Below are 14,585 nucleotides of genomic sequence, written 5' to 3'. Positions count from 1 at the left end.
ACCGGCCGAGGCTGGGACCGGCGGTACCACCCTCGGCGGCGCCGGCCGAGGCAAGCTTGACGGCATGACCAGAAACTGCCTGCGCCGGGAGGAACTGGCGGCGTTCCTGCGTAGCCGCCGGGAGCGGCTGCGCCCCGCCGAGGTCGGTCTCCCCGACGGGGTACGCCGCCGCACCCCGGGGCTGCGCCGGCAGGAGGTGGCCCAGCTGGCCGGCATGTCGGTCGACTACTACATCCGGCTGGAGCAGGGCCGCGGCCCGCACCCGTCCCGGCAGGTGCTGTCCGCGCTGGCCCGGGCGCTGCTGCTCACCCGGGACGAGCGCGAGTACCTGTTCCGGGTGGCCGGCGTGGCTCCGCCCCCGGCCGCCGGGCCGAGCCGGGAGGTTCCCGCCGGCCTGCGGCACCTGATGGACGCGATGACCGAGACCCCGGCGTACCTGGTCGACGCCAGCTACCAGATCCTGGCCTGGAACCGGCTGGCCACGTACTTCGTCGGGGATCTCGCGGCGGTGCCCGCCGCCGACCGCAACATGGTCCGCTGGATGTTCCGGATGTCCGACGACGCGCACTGGGCCGACCCGGAGGTGGTGCACTTCGCCCGCACCACGATCGCCGACCTGCGCGCCGCCTACGGCCGCTACCCCCGCGACCGGGGCCTCGCCGAGCTGGTCACCGAGCTGCTCGGCACCTCACCCCGGTTCGCGCGGCTCTGGGCCGAGCACGACGTGGCGGAACGCCGCCTGATCGTCAAGCGGGTGCCGCACCCCGACCTCGGGCTGCTGGAGTTCGAGTGCCGGGTGCTGCACGTGCCGGAGACCGACCAGCGGTTGATCGTCTACGTCCCCGAACCGGGCTCACCCACGGCGGTGACCTTCCACCGGCTCGCCCAGCGCGTCGACGTGTCCGGCTGAGCGCCCGAACGCCGGGAACGGCCGGCGCGCGGGGCCCGCTGGGCGGGTCCGCACGCTCCGGCCGCTCCGGTTCGTCACCGCCCGGCTCCGGGCGGCGACGCCTCAGACCCGGGTCATGGTCGAGTTGTATCCGCCCCCGCCGGGGTAGACCCAGGCGCCGGTGACCGTGGTCCCCGCGGCGTCGAACCGGCCCTCGTAGTACGCCGGGCTGCCCTTCGCGCCGGCCCAGATGGTCAGCGTGTCGCCGGTGAGTTCGTAGACGTAGTCGAGGGTGTTACCGGTCGAGTCGTAGAACCGGGACACCACGTCCTCGCCGACCGGCTCGCCGAACGGGCGCAGGTTCCCGATCACCTCCAAGCCGCTGATCCGCTCGCCGAACTGGGTGAGTTCGACGTGCTGGAACAGGAAGAAGCCACCCGGCATCCACTCGTACCGCACGGTCCCCTCGGCGCCGCCGGTCACCGACCAGGTGCCGACCAGGCGGTCCAGGGCCTTCAGCTCGGCGCTCGGCTGGATGGTCTCAGACATCTCGTCCTCCTTGGTGAGTGCTTGCCGGTACCTCGGCGGCCACCTTCGCCTCTCGACATCGACCGACGGTGACCTGGATCACATCGAGGGGGTGTCGAGATCGCCGGTCCGGCCCCGAGGTAGCGGCAGGAACCCACCAGGGAGGAAAGTCATGGCCGTTCTCGCCGTACCCGCCGTCCGCCAGCCGTCCGGTCGTCTGCTGCTCGCCGGCGCCCTCGCCGGGCCGCTCTTCCTCGCCTCGGCGATCGCCCAGATGGTCACCCGCGAGGGCTTCGACATCACCCGGCACCCGATCAGCCAACTCGCCACCGGCAGCCTCGGCTGGATCCAGATCGCCACCTTCGTACTCGCCGGCCTCGGTGGACTGGCGCTGGCCGCCGGCATCCGCCGCACCATCACCGAGGGCATCGGCCGGCGCCTGCTGCCGATCCTCGTCGGGATCTTCGGTGCCGGGCTGGTCGTCGCCGGCGTGTTCACCATGGATCCGGAGCACGGATTCCCGGTAGGCACCCCGGACGGGCCGGTCGCCCGGATGTCCTGGCACAGCGTGGTGCACTCGGCCGCGGCGGCGACCGCCTTCACCGCGCTGGCGGTCGCCGCCATCGTGCTGGCCGTCCGCTGCGTACGGCGTCGGGCCGGGTGGGCGGCCGGGCTGAGCGGCCTCGTCGCGGTGGTCCTGCTGCTGCCCGTGTCGCCGGAGCACATGAGCATCCAGATCGCCGTGAACGGCCTGGTCGCGTTCGCCTGGACGACCGCGATCGCGCTGTCGCTGCGCCGGGCCGGCTGACCCTACGTACCGTTGTCAGGCAGTCGAAGAGGAGATCAACATGAAGTACCTGCTGCTCGGCTACACCCCGGCGGTCGCCTGGGACGCCGCGACCGCCGGGAACCCGTCCGAGGAGGCGATGGCCGCGTTCGCCGCGTACCAACGGTTCGAGCAGGAGCTGATCGATAGCGGCGAGTTTGTCTCCAGCGAGGGGCTGGGGCACCCGGCGGTCAGCATCACGGTGCGCCGGACGCCGACCGGCGTGGTGGCGACCGACGGACCGTTCGCCGAACTCAAGGAGGTGCTGGCCAGCTTCGCCGTGATCGACGTGGCCAGTCATGACCGCGCCGTCGAGATCGCCAGCCGGATCGTCGAGGCGCTCGGCGAGCCGATCGAGATCCGGCCGATCATGGGCGAGGACTTCGCGGCATGACCGACCACTACCGACGCCGCCGGCCCGATGCCGAGCGCTGGCGCGGCGGCCGGACGGCGGAGCCGGCATGACCCCGGACGTCGAGCACCTGTTGCGCACCGAGGCGCCACAGGTGCTCGGCGCGCTGGTGCGCCGCTTCGGCCACTTCGACACCGCCGAGGACGCGGTGCAGGAGGCGCTGCTCGCCGCCAGCCGGATCTGGCCGGCCGAGGGCGTGCCGGAGAATCCGCGCAGCTGGTTGATCCGGGTCGGCTACCGGCGGATGGTCGACCTGCTCCGCGCCGAGCAGGCTCGGCGCCGGCGCGAACGGGACGTGGGGATCACCGAGCTGGCCATGCGGGAATCGGACCGCCAGGCGTACGGCCGGCCGGAGACCGACGACAGCCTCACCCTGCTGCTGCTCTGCTGCCACCCGGCGCTGAGCACCACCTCGCAGGTGGCGCTCACGCTGCGCGCGGTGGGTGGCCTGACCACCGCCGAGATCGCCCACGCGTACGGCACGACCGAGGCCACCATGGGCACCCGGATCAGCCGGGCCAAGCAGCAACTGGCCCGGGCCGGCGCCCGGTTCACCCTGCCGACCGCCGCCGACCGGGACGGCCGGATGGCCGCCGTGACGCAGGTGCTCTACCTCGTCTTCAACGAGGGCTACACCGCCACGTCGGGGGACGCCCTGGCCCGCGTCGACCTGACCCGGGAGGCGATCCGGCTGACCCGGATGCTCCGTGGCCTGCTGCCGGACGACGCCGAGGTGACCGGCCTGTTGGCGTTGATGCTGCTCACCGAGTCGCGCCGGGCCGCCCGCACCGGCGGCGACCACGAGCTGGTGCCGCTGGAACGGCAGGACCGCACGCGGTGGGACCGGGCGTTGATCCGCGAGGGCACCGAGCTGATCGACAGCGTCTGGCGCCGGCGCGAGACCGGCCCCTACCAGTTGCAGGCGGCGATCGCCGCGGTGCACGCCGCGGCCGCGACCCCGGAGCAGACGGACTGGCCGCAGATCGCGGCGCTGTACCTGTGGCTGGAACGGCTCAATCCGACCGCGCCGGTGCGGCTGAGCCGGGTGGTGGCGGTCGCCCAGGCGTACGGGCCGGCCCGGGGGCTGGCGCTGCTCGACGACCTGAACCGGCGCTACCGGCTCGACGAGGAGCAGCTGACCCGGCAGCGGGAACGGGCAGTACGCGCCCACCTGCTCGACCTGACCGGCGACGCGGTCGGTGCCGCCGCGCTGTACCGCGAGGCGGCCGTGCTGACGGACAACACGGTGGAGCGGACGTACCTGCTCGGCCGGGCCGCGCGGCTCGCCTGACCGGAGCCGGGCCCGCGATGGGACGCCGCACCCCGGCGGGCCCCGCGCGACCGGTCACGCCGCCGCCACTTCGCTTCAACGACACCGCGCGGCGGGCGCGGCGGCCTTCGGCGACCGCCGCGCGGCTGGGGCTCAGGTGGCCCGCTCCAGGGCGGCGGTGGCCAGCGGCGCCAGCTTGGCCAGCAGGTCCCTGCCGGCGGCCAGGTCGCCCTCGTCCGCCGAGGCGTCCACCTGGAGCACGAAGTTGCCCCGGACCAGCATCAGGGTGCACTGGTGCCGGGTGGCCTCGCCGATCAGCTTCTCGCAGAAGGTGATGGTGTCCGGGCCCTCGGCCACCGGCGGGGGCGTCGGCCGGACGATCTCCGAGGTGCGCCCGTCGTTGGGCACCTCGTACTTCTTGCAGGTCTTGAGCACGGACCGCAGTTCGTCGGCGAGCTTGCGCCCGGGCACCTTCAGGTAGCCGACCACGTACTGCCGGATCCAGACCGTCTCGCCGTCCCAGACCCGCTCCCGGTAGGCGGTGCGCTTGCGGTCGGAGGGCAGGCTGTCCCGGCACAGCGAGATCAGCTTCCACGCCTCGCTGTTCTCCTCGGTGAACTCCGCCGTCTCCGGGTGGAACGTGCTGTCCAGGTCCAACATCGCCGCCTTCACCCGGCTGCGGACCTCGGCGGTGGAGGTCGGCGCGGGACGCGGCGCCGGCGCGCTCGGCGAGGCCGACTCCGCCGGTGCGGACCAGCGGGGTGTCTCGGCTTCGGCCGGCCCGCACGCGGTCGGGGCGAGCAGGGCTAGCATCGACAGGAGCAGCAGCGGGGTACGGCGGCGCATCATCGCGGGGGCGCGATCCTTTCGGTTGCTGGGCGCAGACTCGCCGGCGTTCCTCGACCGCGCGGGTCGCCCAGGGGATGAAAGCGACAAAGGGGGGCCCGTCCGGGCCCCCCTGCCATCAGCGCCGCCGTGATCCGCCCCGTTACGCGGGGAGGTAGTCGAAGGTGTCCGGATCCGGCCCCTGCCGTCCCGCCGGGCCCTTGTCCAGCGCGGTGATCCGCTCCATCGCCACGTCGTCCAGCTCGAAGTCGAAGATCCGGAAGTTCTCCTCGATCCGGGCCGGCGTGGTCGACTTCGGGAAGACGACGTCGCCGCGCTGCACGTGCCAGCGGAGCACCACCTGGGCCGGGGTCCGGCCGACCTCCTGGGCGATGTCGACCACCGTCGGGTCGTCCAGCACCTTGCCCTGCGCGATCGGCGACCACGCCTCGGTGATGACGTTGTGCGTCCGGTCGTACTCGCGCACCTGCTCGTTGCCGAAGTACGGGTGCACCTCGATCTGGTTCACCGCCGGCACCACCCGGGCCTCGGCGGCCAGCCGCTCCAGGTGCGGCACCTGGAAGTTCGACACCCCGATCGAGCGGGCCCGCCCGTCGCGCTGGAACTCCTCCAGCGTCCGCCAGGTCGAGACGAAGTCGCCGTCGTAGCGGGTGGGCAGCGGCCAGTGGATCAGGAACAGGTCGATGTAGTCCGTCTTCAGCGCGGCCAGCGTCGACTCGAACGCCCTGCGGGCGTCGTCCGGGCGGTGGAAGGCGTTGCTCAGCTTGCTGGTCACGAAGACCTCGCCCCGGTCCAGCCCGCTCTCCCGGATCGCCTGCCCCACCTCGGCCTCGTTGCCGTACATCTCGGCGGTGTCGATGTGCCGGTAGCCGACCTCGAGGGCGGTGCGGACCGCCGCCACGGTGTCCTTCGGCTCGATCTGGAACACGCCGAAGCCGAACTGGGGGATGGTGTTGCCGTCGTTCAGGGTGATGTCGGGGATGGTGTTCGCCATTGCGGCTCCTTCGCCGGTCGTCGCCGGGTAGCGGATGCGCCTCCACGTACCGTCTGCCGCCTGTCCGCGTACCCGGGGACAGGCGTTTCTCACCGGTGATCCGCGCCTCAGCCGGCGGCGTCGAAGAGCACCCGCCAGGGCCGTGGCGCCGGCGCCGCCGGTGGGGCCGGCGGGTCGGCGGCGGCCAGCACCTCGGCCGCGAGCTGCCCGACCATCGGCGCGGCCGGGTGCGCGGCCCGCCGCGGCCACGCCGCCGAGGTCCGCTTGACCAGCGGGGCGCCGGCCACCGGCCGCCAGGCGATCCGCGGCTCCCGGCGGCCCAGCGCGGCCGGCTCCACGGCCACCCCGCCGCCGGCCAGCACCAGCCCGAAGAGGAACTCCGGGTTACGGGCCGGGCGCACCCGCGCCGGCGCGAATCCGTGCCGGCGGCAGACGTCGAGCAGGTGGTCGTGCCAGCCGGGCGCGGTGGCCCGGGGCGCGGCCACCAGGTCCAGGCCGGCCAGCGCGGCCAGCTCCACCTCCCGGGCGCGGGCCAGCGGCGAGGTCCGCGGCAGCAGGACCCCCAGCGGTACGTCCACCGCCGCGCCGAAGCGCAGCCCGTCGGCGGCGACCGGGTGGTGCAGCAACCCCACGTCCAGCCGCCCCTCGGCGAGCATCCGCTCCTGTTCGCCGCTGGTCAGCTCGTGCAGCTCGACGTCCAGCCCGGGCGCCCGGCCGGCCAGCCGGTCCAGCAGCGCCCGCAGGCTGACCGCCGGGGTCTCCGGCGGCACGCCGGCCCGCAGCACGCCCAGTACGCCGTCGCGCGCCTGGCGCAGCACGTTGCGCAGCCGGCGCTCGCCGGCCAGCAGCTCCTCGGCCTCGGCGAGCAGCAGCTCGCCCGCGGTGGTCAGCCGCACCTGCCGGCGGGACCGGTCGAACAGCTCGACCCCCAGCTCCCGTTCCAGCCGCTGGATCGACTGGCTCAGCGGCGGCTGTGCCATGCCCAGCAGCTCGGCCGCGCGCCCGAAGTGCAGCTCCTCGGCGACCACCACGAAGTGCCGCAGGTGTCGGAGCAGGTCCACCGCCGCAGGCTACGCCAGGGGCGGCAGCGCACCCGCCGCCCCGTCCCGGCCCGGACGGCCACTACCGTGCCAGGGGTGACGGTGCGGGAGCGGATAGACGGGATCTTCGACCGGCTCGGCATCACCGCCAACCTGCACGTGGTGGAGCTGGCCGGGGGCCGGCCGGGCGGGTCCGCCCGGGTCGACGGCGGCCGGGAGGTGGCGGTCCGGGCCGACGAGCAGGTGGTGATCGCCTCGATCTTCAAGATCCTGCTGGTGCTGGAGTTCGCCCGGCAGGTGGTCGCCGGTCAGCTCGACCCGCGCGAGCGGGTGCTGGTGACCGCCGAGGACCGGCTCGGTGGCTGGGGGATCGCCGGCTGTGCCGACGACGCCGAGGTCTCGCTGCGCGACCTGGCCTACTTCGCCATGTCGGTGAGCGACAACACCGCCGCCGACCTGCTGCTGCGCCGGGTCGGCCCGGACCTGCTGCCGATGCTCGCCGCCGAGCTGGGGCTGTCCCGCACCCGGATCGTCGGCGGCCCCCGGCAGCTCGCCGAGTCGATGCTGGCCGACGTCGGTGCGCGGACCGAGGCGGAGTTCGCCCGGATCTTCCCGACCCTGCCGGTCGAGCGGGTCCGGGCGATGCGGGTCTTCGATCCCGCGCAGACCACCGCCAGCACGGCGCGGGAGATCACCCGGCTGCTGGGCCTGATCTGGCGGGACGAGGCCGGCCCGGCCCAGGCGTGCGCGATGGTCCGGGAGTGGATGTCGCGGCAGCTGTTCTGGACCCGGCTGGCCTCGGGCTTTCCGCCGGGCGTCCGGGTCGCCGGCAAGACCGGCACCCTGCCCGGGCTGCACCTGGAGGCGGGCGTCGCCGAGTACCCCGACGGCGGCCGGTACGCGATCGCCGTCTTCGCCCGGATGGCCGATCTCGCCACCCGCCGGATCGACGTGGACCTGGCCATGGGGGAGGCCGCCCGGACGGCGGTCGAGGCGCTGCGCGGGGAGTGATTTTCCGGCCCGCAACGCCTTGCTGCCCCGGCGCTGACCTGGGCTGATATCCGGACGGATATCGAGCCTTTCGGCCGTCGATCTTGGACCTGGCCCGGGTGGCGCTGGTTGGCTCGGGGCCGACCGATCAGCACCACGACGGGGAGAGTTCCGCATGCCCAACCTGGACCGCCGCCGCTTCCTGCGCGACGCCGCCGCCGGCACCGCCCTGGTCACCACCGCCGGGCTCGCCGGCGCCACCCTGGCCGCACCGGCGCAGGCCGCACCGCCGGCCGCCGCGCCGGTCGGCGCCGCCCCGGCCGGCCGGCGCCGCGGCCCGGTCAGCTTCCGCTGGTGGGGTACGTCGGGCTGGCGGGTCGACATCGGCGACCGGACCGTCCTGATCGACCCCTACCTGAGCCGCCTCGACACCGGGCTGTTCACGGGCGCCTTCAACCAGTCGAAGTCGCTGGAGGTCAACACCTCGGCGGTCGACGCGCTGGTGGACCGGGCCGCGACGGTGTTCGTCACGCACACCCACTGGGACCACTACATGGACGTCCCGTACATCGCCGGCCGCACCGGGGCGCAGGTGTTCGGCACGCTGACCGCGTACCACCTCGGGTTGGCGTACGGGGTGCCGTCCGGGCAGCTCAGCCCGGTCAAGGGTGGGGAGGTGCTGGACTTCGGCGACCACACGGTGGAGGTGGTCGGTTCGCTGCACAGCCGCAACGTGTCGTACTCGATGGCCTTCCCGGGCATACGGGTCAGCCCGCCGCCGAAGCCGGCGACCATCGCCGACCTGCCCGAGGGCGACACCCTCGCCTACCAGCTGCGGGTCGACGGCGGGCCGGCGGTGTTCTTCATGGGCGCGAGCGACTTCGTCGAACGGAACCTGACCGGCCTCGCCCCGGACGTGGCCATGGTGGCGCTGCCGAGCAGCACCGCCACCGCCGACTACGCGGAGCGGCTGCTCACCGCGCTGGACCACCCGAAGGTCGTGGTGCCGGTGCACTTCGACAACTTCGAGGTCGAGCTGCGCAACCCGGTGCCGGTGGCGCCGAACGACCGCAAGCGCCTCGACGAGTTCATCGCCACCATCCGGCGGGTGTCGCCGCGTAGCCGGGTGCTGGTGCCCGAGTACGGCACCGCCTACCACTTCTGAGCCGGCCGCGGGTGGGCGGGCACGGGGCCGCCCACCCGCCGCCCACCCGCCGCTCAGCCGGCGGCGAGCTCGGCGAGGGTCCGCACCGACCGCCAGTTGCGGGTGGTGGCCACCACGCCCAGGTTCTTCTCCAGGTAGGCGTTGGTGAACTTCGAGCGGCCGTAGCCGCCCTCCGGGTAGTGCAGGTAGACCTCGCGCCCGGTCACGGTGTAAGCGACCCGCTCGCCGCCGGGCACGGTCAGCGCGGCCACCGCCGACCGCGCGGGCGCGGTCGCCAGGAAGGCCACCAACAGCTTCGTCGGGTCGTCCTCCTGCCCGGCGTACGGGTTGCCACCGGCCACCGCTGCCAGCTCCCGGGCACTGCGCACCAGCACCGGCACGGTCAGCCCCAGCTCGCCGGTGATCGCCCGCTCGATGCCCCGGGCCAGTTCGTCGGCGTCGCGCACGGTGCTGCCGAAGACCACGTTGCCGCTCTGCAGGTACGTCCGGACGTCCTGGTGCCCGAGATCGGTGACCAGCCGGCGCAGGTCGGCCATCGCGATCCGGACGTTGCCCACGTTGACCCCGCGCAGCAGGGCGACGTAGCGGTCCATGGCACCTCCTCGGAGTACGGGTGCCGTCAGCCTAGGAGCCGCCGCCCACACCGTCCCGGCCGCTCCGCCAGTGACCTCGGTCATGAGGGTCGCTCAATACTCCCTTTCCTTCCCTATCGCGGGTAGGTTGGGGAACGATGAGTGAGGAAATGTACTCGGTCGAGCAGGTGGCCGACCTGCTCGGGCTGCACGTGCGCACCGTGCGCGGCTACATCCGCACCGGCCGGCTCACGGCCGTGCGGATCGGCAAGCAGTACCGGATCGCCCGCGCCGACCTGGCCGCGCTGACCGGCCGGCCGCAGCCGGCCGCCGGCGTCGGGCCGGTGGAGGTGTCGAGCATCGTGCAGGTCGACGGCGTCGACCGGGCGGCGGCCGACCGGCTCGGCACGCTCGTCCTCGCCGCGGTGAACACCGGCCGCGACGCCGGGCCGCCACTGCGCGTCCAGACCGTCCACGACGAGGAACGGAACCGCATGAAGATCGTGATCCTCGGCGGCGCGGCCGCCACGGCCGAGCTGCTGCGCCTGGTCGACGCCGTGCTCGGCGGCGGCAACGGCCTGCTCGCCGGGGAGGCCGGCGATGCCTGACGTCGTCGAGCAGCGGGCCGGGGTGCCGGTGCTGGTGTGCGACCCGGCCGGCCCGGTGATCGCCACCGAGCGGGACGCGCTGGACCTGATCGGGGCGGCCTTCCTCGGCGCCCAGGTGGTGGCCGTGCCGGCGAGCCGGCTGGACGACAGCTTCTTCACCCTCGGCACCCGGTTCGCCGGCGAGGTCATGCAGAAGTTCGTCAACTACCGGCTGCGGCTGGCCGTCGTCGGCGACATCTCGCGGCACCTGGCGGCCAGCTCGGCCCTGCGCGCGCTCGTCCACGAGTCGAACCGCTCCGACCACGTGTGGTTCGTCCCCGATCTCGACGCGCTCGACGCCCGGTTGCGCGCCGACGCCGGCGGCCGCCCGGCGGCCTGAACCACCCGTGGGCCGAGCCGGTGGCGCGCTGAGCGCCACCGCGCCGCCGGCTCGGCCGGGGCGTCGTTTGCACGTAAGTACGTAAGTTCGTAGTATCGAGGCATGGCGGATCTGGAGGAGCGGGTCACCGCGCTGGAGGCACAGGTCGCCGCGCTGGTCCAGCACCAACCGGTGGCCGAGCCGGCGGAGCCCTCGGGCGACACCTTCTGGGCGCTGCACGGGCTCAAGCGGCTGGTGCCGGCGGACGGCTCCGGCGCGGTGCTCTACACCGGCACGGTCCGGCTCGCCGGCCAGCACCACGACTGGCAGTACGGCCTTCCGGTCGACGCCGTGCTCGACGCCGACTGGACCGAGCTGGCCGGCGCGCTGACCGCCCTGGCGCACCCTGTCCGGCTGCGACTGCTGCGCGAGATTCTCGGCGGCCGGCACACCACCGCCGCACTGGCCGAGATCGAGGGGTTGGGCACCACCGGGCAGCTCCACCACCATCTGCGCCAGTTGACCGCCGCCGGCTGGCTGCGCAGCACCGGTCGCGGCCAGTACGCCGTCCCCGGCGACCGGGTGGTGCCACTGCTCGCCATCCTCACCGCCGCCCGCACCTGAGCATCGCGGCGCGATACCCGCCACCCCATCGGCGCCGCCGGCCGGCTCCCGGCGCCCGACCGAAGGAGCCTCATGCGTAAGCCGACCGCCCTCGCCCTCGTCGTCGGGCTCGTCGCCACCCTCGCCGGGTTCGGCGTGCGGCCTCCCGTACCGCGGCTGACCGCGCGGCACACCGGCGACGCCGAGCTGGCCGCCACCGTCCGCGCGGCGGTGGCCGACCCGGCGGGCCTGCGCGGCCTCGCGGTGGCCGTGCTGGCGGACGGCCGGGTTCGCACCGCCGGGCTCGGCGACCGGGAGCCCGGTGGCGCGCCCGTCGAGCCGGGCACGCCCTTCGAGATCGGCTCGGTCACCAAGGGCCTCACCGGCATGCTGTTGGCCCGGCGGATCGCCGCCGGCGCGGTCCGCGCCGACGACCCGCTGAGCGCCACGCTGCCCCGCCTCGGCGGCCCGACCGCCGAGGTCACCCTCGACGAGCTGGCCAGCCACCGCTCCGGCCTACCCCGGCTGGCGCTCGGCCCCACCGACCTGCCCGGGATGTGGTGGGCCAACCTCACCGCCGGCAACCCGTACGGCCGGTGGGACGCCGACCGGATCGTCTCCGCCGCCGCGCACGAGACGCCGGGAGACGGTCGCGGGCGGGTGGACTACTCCAACGTCGGGATGGCGCTGCTCGGTCAGGCGCTGGCCGCGCAGGCCGGCGCGAGCTACCCGGCGCTGCTCGACCGCGAGGTGCTGCGCCCGACGGGACTGGACCGGACGGTGGTGGCCACCGACGCGGACGGGCTACCGGCCGGTCGGGCGACGGGCACCAGGGCGGGCGGTCGCGCCGCCGACCCCTGGCTGGGCAGCGGGTACGCCCCGGCCGGCATCGGCGTGTGGTCGACCGCCGAGGACCTGGCCCGGCTGGTCGGGGCGCTGCTCGCCGGCACCGCACCGGGCGCCGAGGCCACCACCGCCCGGTTCACCGAGGACGACCGCAACCGGGTCGGCTACGGCTGGTTCACCACCCGGTACGGCGACCACGAGGTCGTCTGGCACAACGGCGGCACCGGCGGGTTCCGGGCGTACGTGGGCTTCGAACGGGCCACCGGCCGGGGCGTGGTGGTGCTCGGCAACACCGATCGTGATGTCGACCCGATCGGGCTGCGCCTGCTCGGCATCGACGGCGACGCCGTGGACGACGAGGGGATTCCGCTCGACGGCTGGGTCGGGGCCGCCCTGGCGCTCGGCTTCTCGTTCCTCGGCGGGGTGAGCCTGCTGCGGACGGTGCGCCGGATGCCCGACCGGCTCAGCCTCGCGCCCACCGCCGCATGGGCGCTGCTCTACCTCGGCGTCGGTCACCGGCTGGGAGACTGGTCGGTGGTGCCCGGCTGGCTCTGGCCGTTCGGCGTCGGGCTGTCGGCCGCCGGGCTGGTCGCGGCCGCGTACCGCTGGCGGGAACTGCCGACGATCTCCGGCGCGCCACCCCGGAAGCGGCTGGCCAGCCTCGCCGGCTCGGCGCTCGTCGCCGTACCGCTGCTCGTCGCCGTCGTCGCTTGACCGGCCACGCAGCCGACCGCCCGTCGGAAGCACCCGTGCCGCCCACCCGTACGGTCAGCCGGGATCCCGTCCGGTCGGGGCGATCAGCCCGGTCTCGTAGGCGACGATGACCAGCTGGGCCCGGTCGCGTACGGCGAGTTTGGTGAGCAGCCGGCCCACGTGCGTCTTGACGGTCGCGAGGCTCAGGTGCAGGTGCGCGGCCAGCTCCACGTTGGACAGACCGCGGGCGATCAGGGTGAGCACCTCGCGCTCCCGGTCGGTCACCCCGTCGAGCCGGCGGGGCAGCGGCCGGGACGGCTCGGCGCGGCGGGCGAACTCGCCGATTAGCCGGCGGGTGACCGTCGGCGCGAGCAACCCCTCGCCCGCCGCCACGACCCGGATGCCGGCCAGCAGCTCGGCCGGCGGGGTGTCCTTGAGCAGGAACCCGCTCGCCCCGGCGCGCAGCGCGCCGTACACGTACTCGTCCAGGTCGAACGTGGTCAGGATGAGCACCCGGCTGCCGGCCGTCGCGGGATCGGCGCAGATCCGCCGGGTCGCCTCGATGCCGTCCATCTCCGGCATCCGGACGTCCATCAGCACCACGTCCGGGCGGTGCCGGGCGGTCAGCGCCACCGCCTCGGCGCCGGTGCCCGCCTCGGCCACGGTGGTGCAGCCCGGGTCGAGGTCGACCAGGACCCGGAAGCTGCCGCGCAGCAGTGCCTGGTCGTCGGCGATGAGGACCCGGATCACGCGACCGCCCGGTACGGCAGGCGGGCGCTGACCGCGAACCCGCCACCGGAGCGCGGGCCGGCGGAGAACTCGCCGCCGTGCAGCGTCACCCGCTCCCGCATGCCGGTCAGCCCGTGGCCGTGCCCGCTCATCCGCACCGGCCGCCGGCCGTCGTCGACCACCTCGACGCGTACCTCGTCGGGAGCGACGACGACGGTGGCCCGGCAGGCGGCCGGCGCGGCGTGCTTCACCACGTTGGTGACCGCCTCCTGCACGATCCGGTACGCCGCCAGGCCCACCGACTCCGGCACCGCGCCGGCGTCCGGCACGTCGCGCCGCACGTCGACGTGCACGTCCACCCCGCCGATCGCCGCGCGCTCGGCGAGCCGGGGCAACTCGTCGAGGCCGGGCGCCGGGGCGTACCCGGCGCCCTCGCGCAGCGCGCCGAGCACCCGGCGGATGTCGGTCAGGGCGGCCCGGCCGGCCTCCTCGATCACCCGCAGCGCGGCCCGGGTCTCGCCCGGCTCGGCGTCGGCGACGTGGTTGGCCACGGCCGCCTTCACCACGATCAGGCTCATCGTGTGGGCCACCACGTCGTGCAGCTCCCGGGCGACGCGCAGCCGTTCCTCGGTGACCGCCTGCACCACCCGTTGCTCGCCCTGCCGGGCGGCGAGCGCCCGCCGCTCCCGGACCGACCAGCCCGCCAGCCACCCCGGCGCGATCATGACGGCGCCGTAGCCGACCGCGCCGGTACGGGACCAGAGGTCGCCGCCGGTCAGCGCCAACGCGACGCTCACCACCGCCAGGCAGGCCACGGCGCACACCAGTGACCGCAGCGGGGGCGTGGCGACGGCCAGCGTGTAGAAGGCCAGTCCGATGGCGAACGCCGGGGCGGCGGCCGCGAAGTTGGGGATCACGCCGGTGACCAGCGCCGCCGCGGCGGCCAGGCTCACCAGCACGGCTACCGCGACCGGCCAGCGCCGCCGCACCGCCACCGGCAGTCCGATGACCAGCCCGGTGAGCACCGACGCCCACACCGGTTCCCGGACCCCACCGTGCAGCGGGGACTCCAGGGCCGCGTACGCGCAGAGCGCCGCGCCGACCACCACGGCCAGCGCACCGTCCACCAGGTACAGGTCCACCGGCCGCAGTCGCCGGGCAAGCAGGGAACCCACGGTCAGACGGTAACCGCCGGTCGACGGTGGCGCGTCCACCC

At 74.5% G+C, this 14,585-nt stretch carries 17 protein-coding genes; 10 read left to right on the top strand and 7 right to left on the bottom strand.

All coding sequences use genetic code 11. The annotated features are described in order from the left end of the window. The first annotated feature begins 64 nt into the window (after positions 1–64). Complete coding sequence (locus Q3W71_RS04515; protein ID WP_302917993.1) at positions 65–910, top strand: helix-turn-helix transcriptional regulator; 846 nt, start codon at positions 65–67, stop codon at positions 908–910. A gap of 102 nt (positions 911–1,012) precedes the next feature. Here Q3W71_RS04515 and Q3W71_RS04510 read toward each other — a convergent pair whose 3' ends face one another. Beyond that, complete coding sequence (locus Q3W71_RS04510; RefSeq protein ID WP_302917992.1) at positions 1,013–1,438, bottom strand: hypothetical protein; 426 nt, start codon at positions 1,436–1,438, stop codon at positions 1,013–1,015. A gap of 151 nt (positions 1,439–1,589) precedes the next feature. Here Q3W71_RS04510 and Q3W71_RS04505 point away from each other — a divergent pair, with 151 nt between their 5' ends. The 3 genes from Q3W71_RS04505 to Q3W71_RS04495 all read left to right on the top strand — a co-directional run bounded on the left by Q3W71_RS04505 (position 1,590) and on the right by Q3W71_RS04495 (position 3,946). After that, positions 1,590–2,225 carry a DUF998 domain-containing protein gene (locus tag Q3W71_RS04505; RefSeq protein ID WP_302917991.1) on the top strand — a complete coding sequence of 212 codons (636 nt, stop codon included), beginning with the start codon at positions 1,590–1,592 and terminating at the stop codon, positions 2,223–2,225. Between the two features lie 40 nt (positions 2,226–2,265). Then, the gene (locus Q3W71_RS04500) at positions 2,266–2,637 is read left to right on the top strand and encodes a YciI family protein (protein ID WP_302917990.1); all 372 of its coding nucleotides are present in this window, start codon (positions 2,266–2,268) and stop codon (positions 2,635–2,637) included. A gap of 67 nt (positions 2,638–2,704) precedes the next feature. After that, positions 2,705–3,946, top strand: coding sequence for an RNA polymerase sigma factor (locus Q3W71_RS04495; RefSeq protein ID WP_302917989.1), 1,242 nt, complete (start codon positions 2,705–2,707; stop codon positions 3,944–3,946). Positions 3,947–4,078: 132 nt separating this feature from the next. On the opposite strand, the gene Q3W71_RS04490 is transcribed toward Q3W71_RS04495, so the two are convergent. The 3 genes from Q3W71_RS04490 to Q3W71_RS04480 all read right to left on the bottom strand — a co-directional run bounded on the left by Q3W71_RS04490 (position 4,079) and on the right by Q3W71_RS04480 (position 6,826). Continuing rightward, complete coding sequence (locus tag Q3W71_RS04490) at positions 4,079–4,774, bottom strand: hypothetical protein (protein ID WP_302917988.1); 696 nt, start codon at positions 4,772–4,774, stop codon at positions 4,079–4,081. Between the two features lie 139 nt (positions 4,775–4,913). Then, the gene (locus Q3W71_RS04485) at positions 4,914–5,765 is read right to left on the bottom strand and encodes an aldo/keto reductase (protein WP_302917987.1); all 852 of its coding nucleotides are present in this window, start codon (positions 5,763–5,765) and stop codon (positions 4,914–4,916) included. 107 nt (positions 5,766–5,872) lie between these two features. Further along, positions 5,873–6,826, bottom strand: a complete 954-nt coding sequence (locus Q3W71_RS04480) for a LysR family transcriptional regulator (protein WP_302917986.1) — start codon at positions 6,824–6,826, stop codon at positions 5,873–5,875. A gap of 75 nt (positions 6,827–6,901) precedes the next feature. Here Q3W71_RS04480 and Q3W71_RS04475 point away from each other — a divergent pair, with 75 nt between their 5' ends. Together Q3W71_RS04475 and Q3W71_RS04470 are read left to right on the top strand one after the other, a co-directional pair. Continuing rightward, positions 6,902–7,816, top strand: a complete 915-nt coding sequence (locus Q3W71_RS04475; protein ID WP_302917985.1) for a serine hydrolase — start codon at positions 6,902–6,904, stop codon at positions 7,814–7,816. A 154-nt stretch (positions 7,817–7,970) separates the two neighbouring features. Next, positions 7,971–8,960 carry an MBL fold metallo-hydrolase gene (locus Q3W71_RS04470; RefSeq protein ID WP_302917984.1) on the top strand — a complete coding sequence of 330 codons (990 nt, stop codon included), beginning with the start codon at positions 7,971–7,973 and terminating at the stop codon, positions 8,958–8,960. Between the two features lie 53 nt (positions 8,961–9,013). Here the strand turns inward: Q3W71_RS04470 and Q3W71_RS04465 are convergent, their stop codons facing one another. Further along, on the bottom strand, positions 9,014–9,553 hold the full coding sequence (locus tag Q3W71_RS04465) for a DUF1697 domain-containing protein (RefSeq protein ID WP_302917983.1): 540 nt from the start codon (positions 9,551–9,553) through the stop codon (positions 9,014–9,016). A gap of 137 nt (positions 9,554–9,690) precedes the next feature. Here Q3W71_RS04465 and Q3W71_RS04460 point away from each other — a divergent pair, with 137 nt between their 5' ends. The 4 genes from Q3W71_RS04460 (at position 9,691) to Q3W71_RS04445 (ending at position 12,661) form a co-directional block, all read left to right on the top strand. Further along, positions 9,691–10,140 carry a helix-turn-helix domain-containing protein gene (locus Q3W71_RS04460; RefSeq protein ID WP_302917982.1) on the top strand — a complete coding sequence of 150 codons (450 nt, stop codon included), beginning with the start codon at positions 9,691–9,693 and terminating at the stop codon, positions 10,138–10,140. Next, entirely contained in the window at positions 10,133–10,519 is a 387-nt protein-coding gene (locus tag Q3W71_RS04455) for a DUF4180 domain-containing protein (protein WP_302917981.1), read from the top strand. Before Q3W71_RS04460 ends, Q3W71_RS04455 begins: the two co-directional genes overlap by 8 nt. A gap of 102 nt (positions 10,520–10,621) precedes the next feature. Further along, on the top strand, positions 10,622–11,122 hold the full coding sequence (locus Q3W71_RS04450) for a helix-turn-helix transcriptional regulator (RefSeq protein ID WP_302917980.1): 501 nt from the start codon (positions 10,622–10,624) through the stop codon (positions 11,120–11,122). Between the two features lie 72 nt (positions 11,123–11,194). Next, complete coding sequence (locus tag Q3W71_RS04445; RefSeq protein WP_302917979.1) at positions 11,195–12,661, top strand: serine hydrolase; 1,467 nt, start codon at positions 11,195–11,197, stop codon at positions 12,659–12,661. 54 nt (positions 12,662–12,715) lie between these two features. Here Q3W71_RS04445 and Q3W71_RS04440 read toward each other — a convergent pair whose 3' ends face one another. Then, a complete protein-coding gene (locus tag Q3W71_RS04440) occupies positions 12,716–13,390 on the bottom strand; it encodes a response regulator transcription factor (protein ID WP_302917978.1) in 675 nt (224 codons plus the stop codon). Next, positions 13,387–14,544, bottom strand: a complete 1,158-nt coding sequence (locus Q3W71_RS04435; RefSeq protein ID WP_302917977.1) for a sensor histidine kinase — start codon at positions 14,542–14,544, stop codon at positions 13,387–13,389. Before Q3W71_RS04435 ends, Q3W71_RS04440 begins: the two co-directional genes overlap by 4 nt. Positions 14,545–14,585: the final 41 nt, after the last annotated feature.

Origin of the sequence: Micromonospora sp. C28SCA-DRY-2, assembly GCF_030519475.1 — a bacterium.
GTDB lineage: Bacteria > Actinomycetota > Actinomycetes > Mycobacteriales > Micromonosporaceae > Micromonospora.
This window is presented reverse-complemented; position numbering and strand designations above follow the sequence as displayed.

Coding starts and splice junctions, on each gene's coding strand:
- Q3W71_RS04470 (WP_302917984.1), top strand. CDS start 7,971: ATGCCCAACCTGGACCGCCGCCGCTTCCTGCGCGACGCCGCCGCCGGC.
- Q3W71_RS04450 (WP_302917980.1), top strand. CDS start 10,622: ATGGCGGATCTGGAGGAGCGGGTCACCGCGCTGGAGGCACAGGTCGCC.
- Q3W71_RS04500 (WP_302917990.1), top strand. CDS start 2,266: ATGAAGTACCTGCTGCTCGGCTACACCCCGGCGGTCGCCTGGGACGCC.
- Q3W71_RS04485 (WP_302917987.1), bottom strand. CDS start 5,765: ATGGCGAACACCATCCCCGACATCACCCTGAACGACGGCAACACCATC.
- Q3W71_RS04460 (WP_302917982.1), top strand. CDS start 9,691: ATGAGTGAGGAAATGTACTCGGTCGAGCAGGTGGCCGACCTGCTCGGG.
- Q3W71_RS04510 (WP_302917992.1), bottom strand. CDS start 1,438: ATGTCTGAGACCATCCAGCCGAGCGCCGAGCTGAAGGCCCTGGACCGC.
- Q3W71_RS04515 (WP_302917993.1), top strand. CDS start 65: ATGACCAGAAACTGCCTGCGCCGGGAGGAACTGGCGGCGTTCCTGCGT.
- Q3W71_RS04490 (WP_302917988.1), bottom strand. CDS start 4,774: ATGATGCGCCGCCGTACCCCGCTGCTGCTCCTGTCGATGCTAGCCCTG.
- Q3W71_RS04495 (WP_302917989.1), top strand. CDS start 2,705: ATGACCCCGGACGTCGAGCACCTGTTGCGCACCGAGGCGCCACAGGTG.
- Q3W71_RS04455 (WP_302917981.1), top strand. CDS start 10,133: ATGCCTGACGTCGTCGAGCAGCGGGCCGGGGTGCCGGTGCTGGTGTGC.
- Q3W71_RS04465 (WP_302917983.1), bottom strand. CDS start 9,553: ATGGACCGCTACGTCGCCCTGCTGCGCGGGGTCAACGTGGGCAACGTC.
- Q3W71_RS04445 (WP_302917979.1), top strand. CDS start 11,195: ATGCGTAAGCCGACCGCCCTCGCCCTCGTCGTCGGGCTCGTCGCCACC.
- Q3W71_RS04505 (WP_302917991.1), top strand. CDS start 1,590: ATGGCCGTTCTCGCCGTACCCGCCGTCCGCCAGCCGTCCGGTCGTCTG.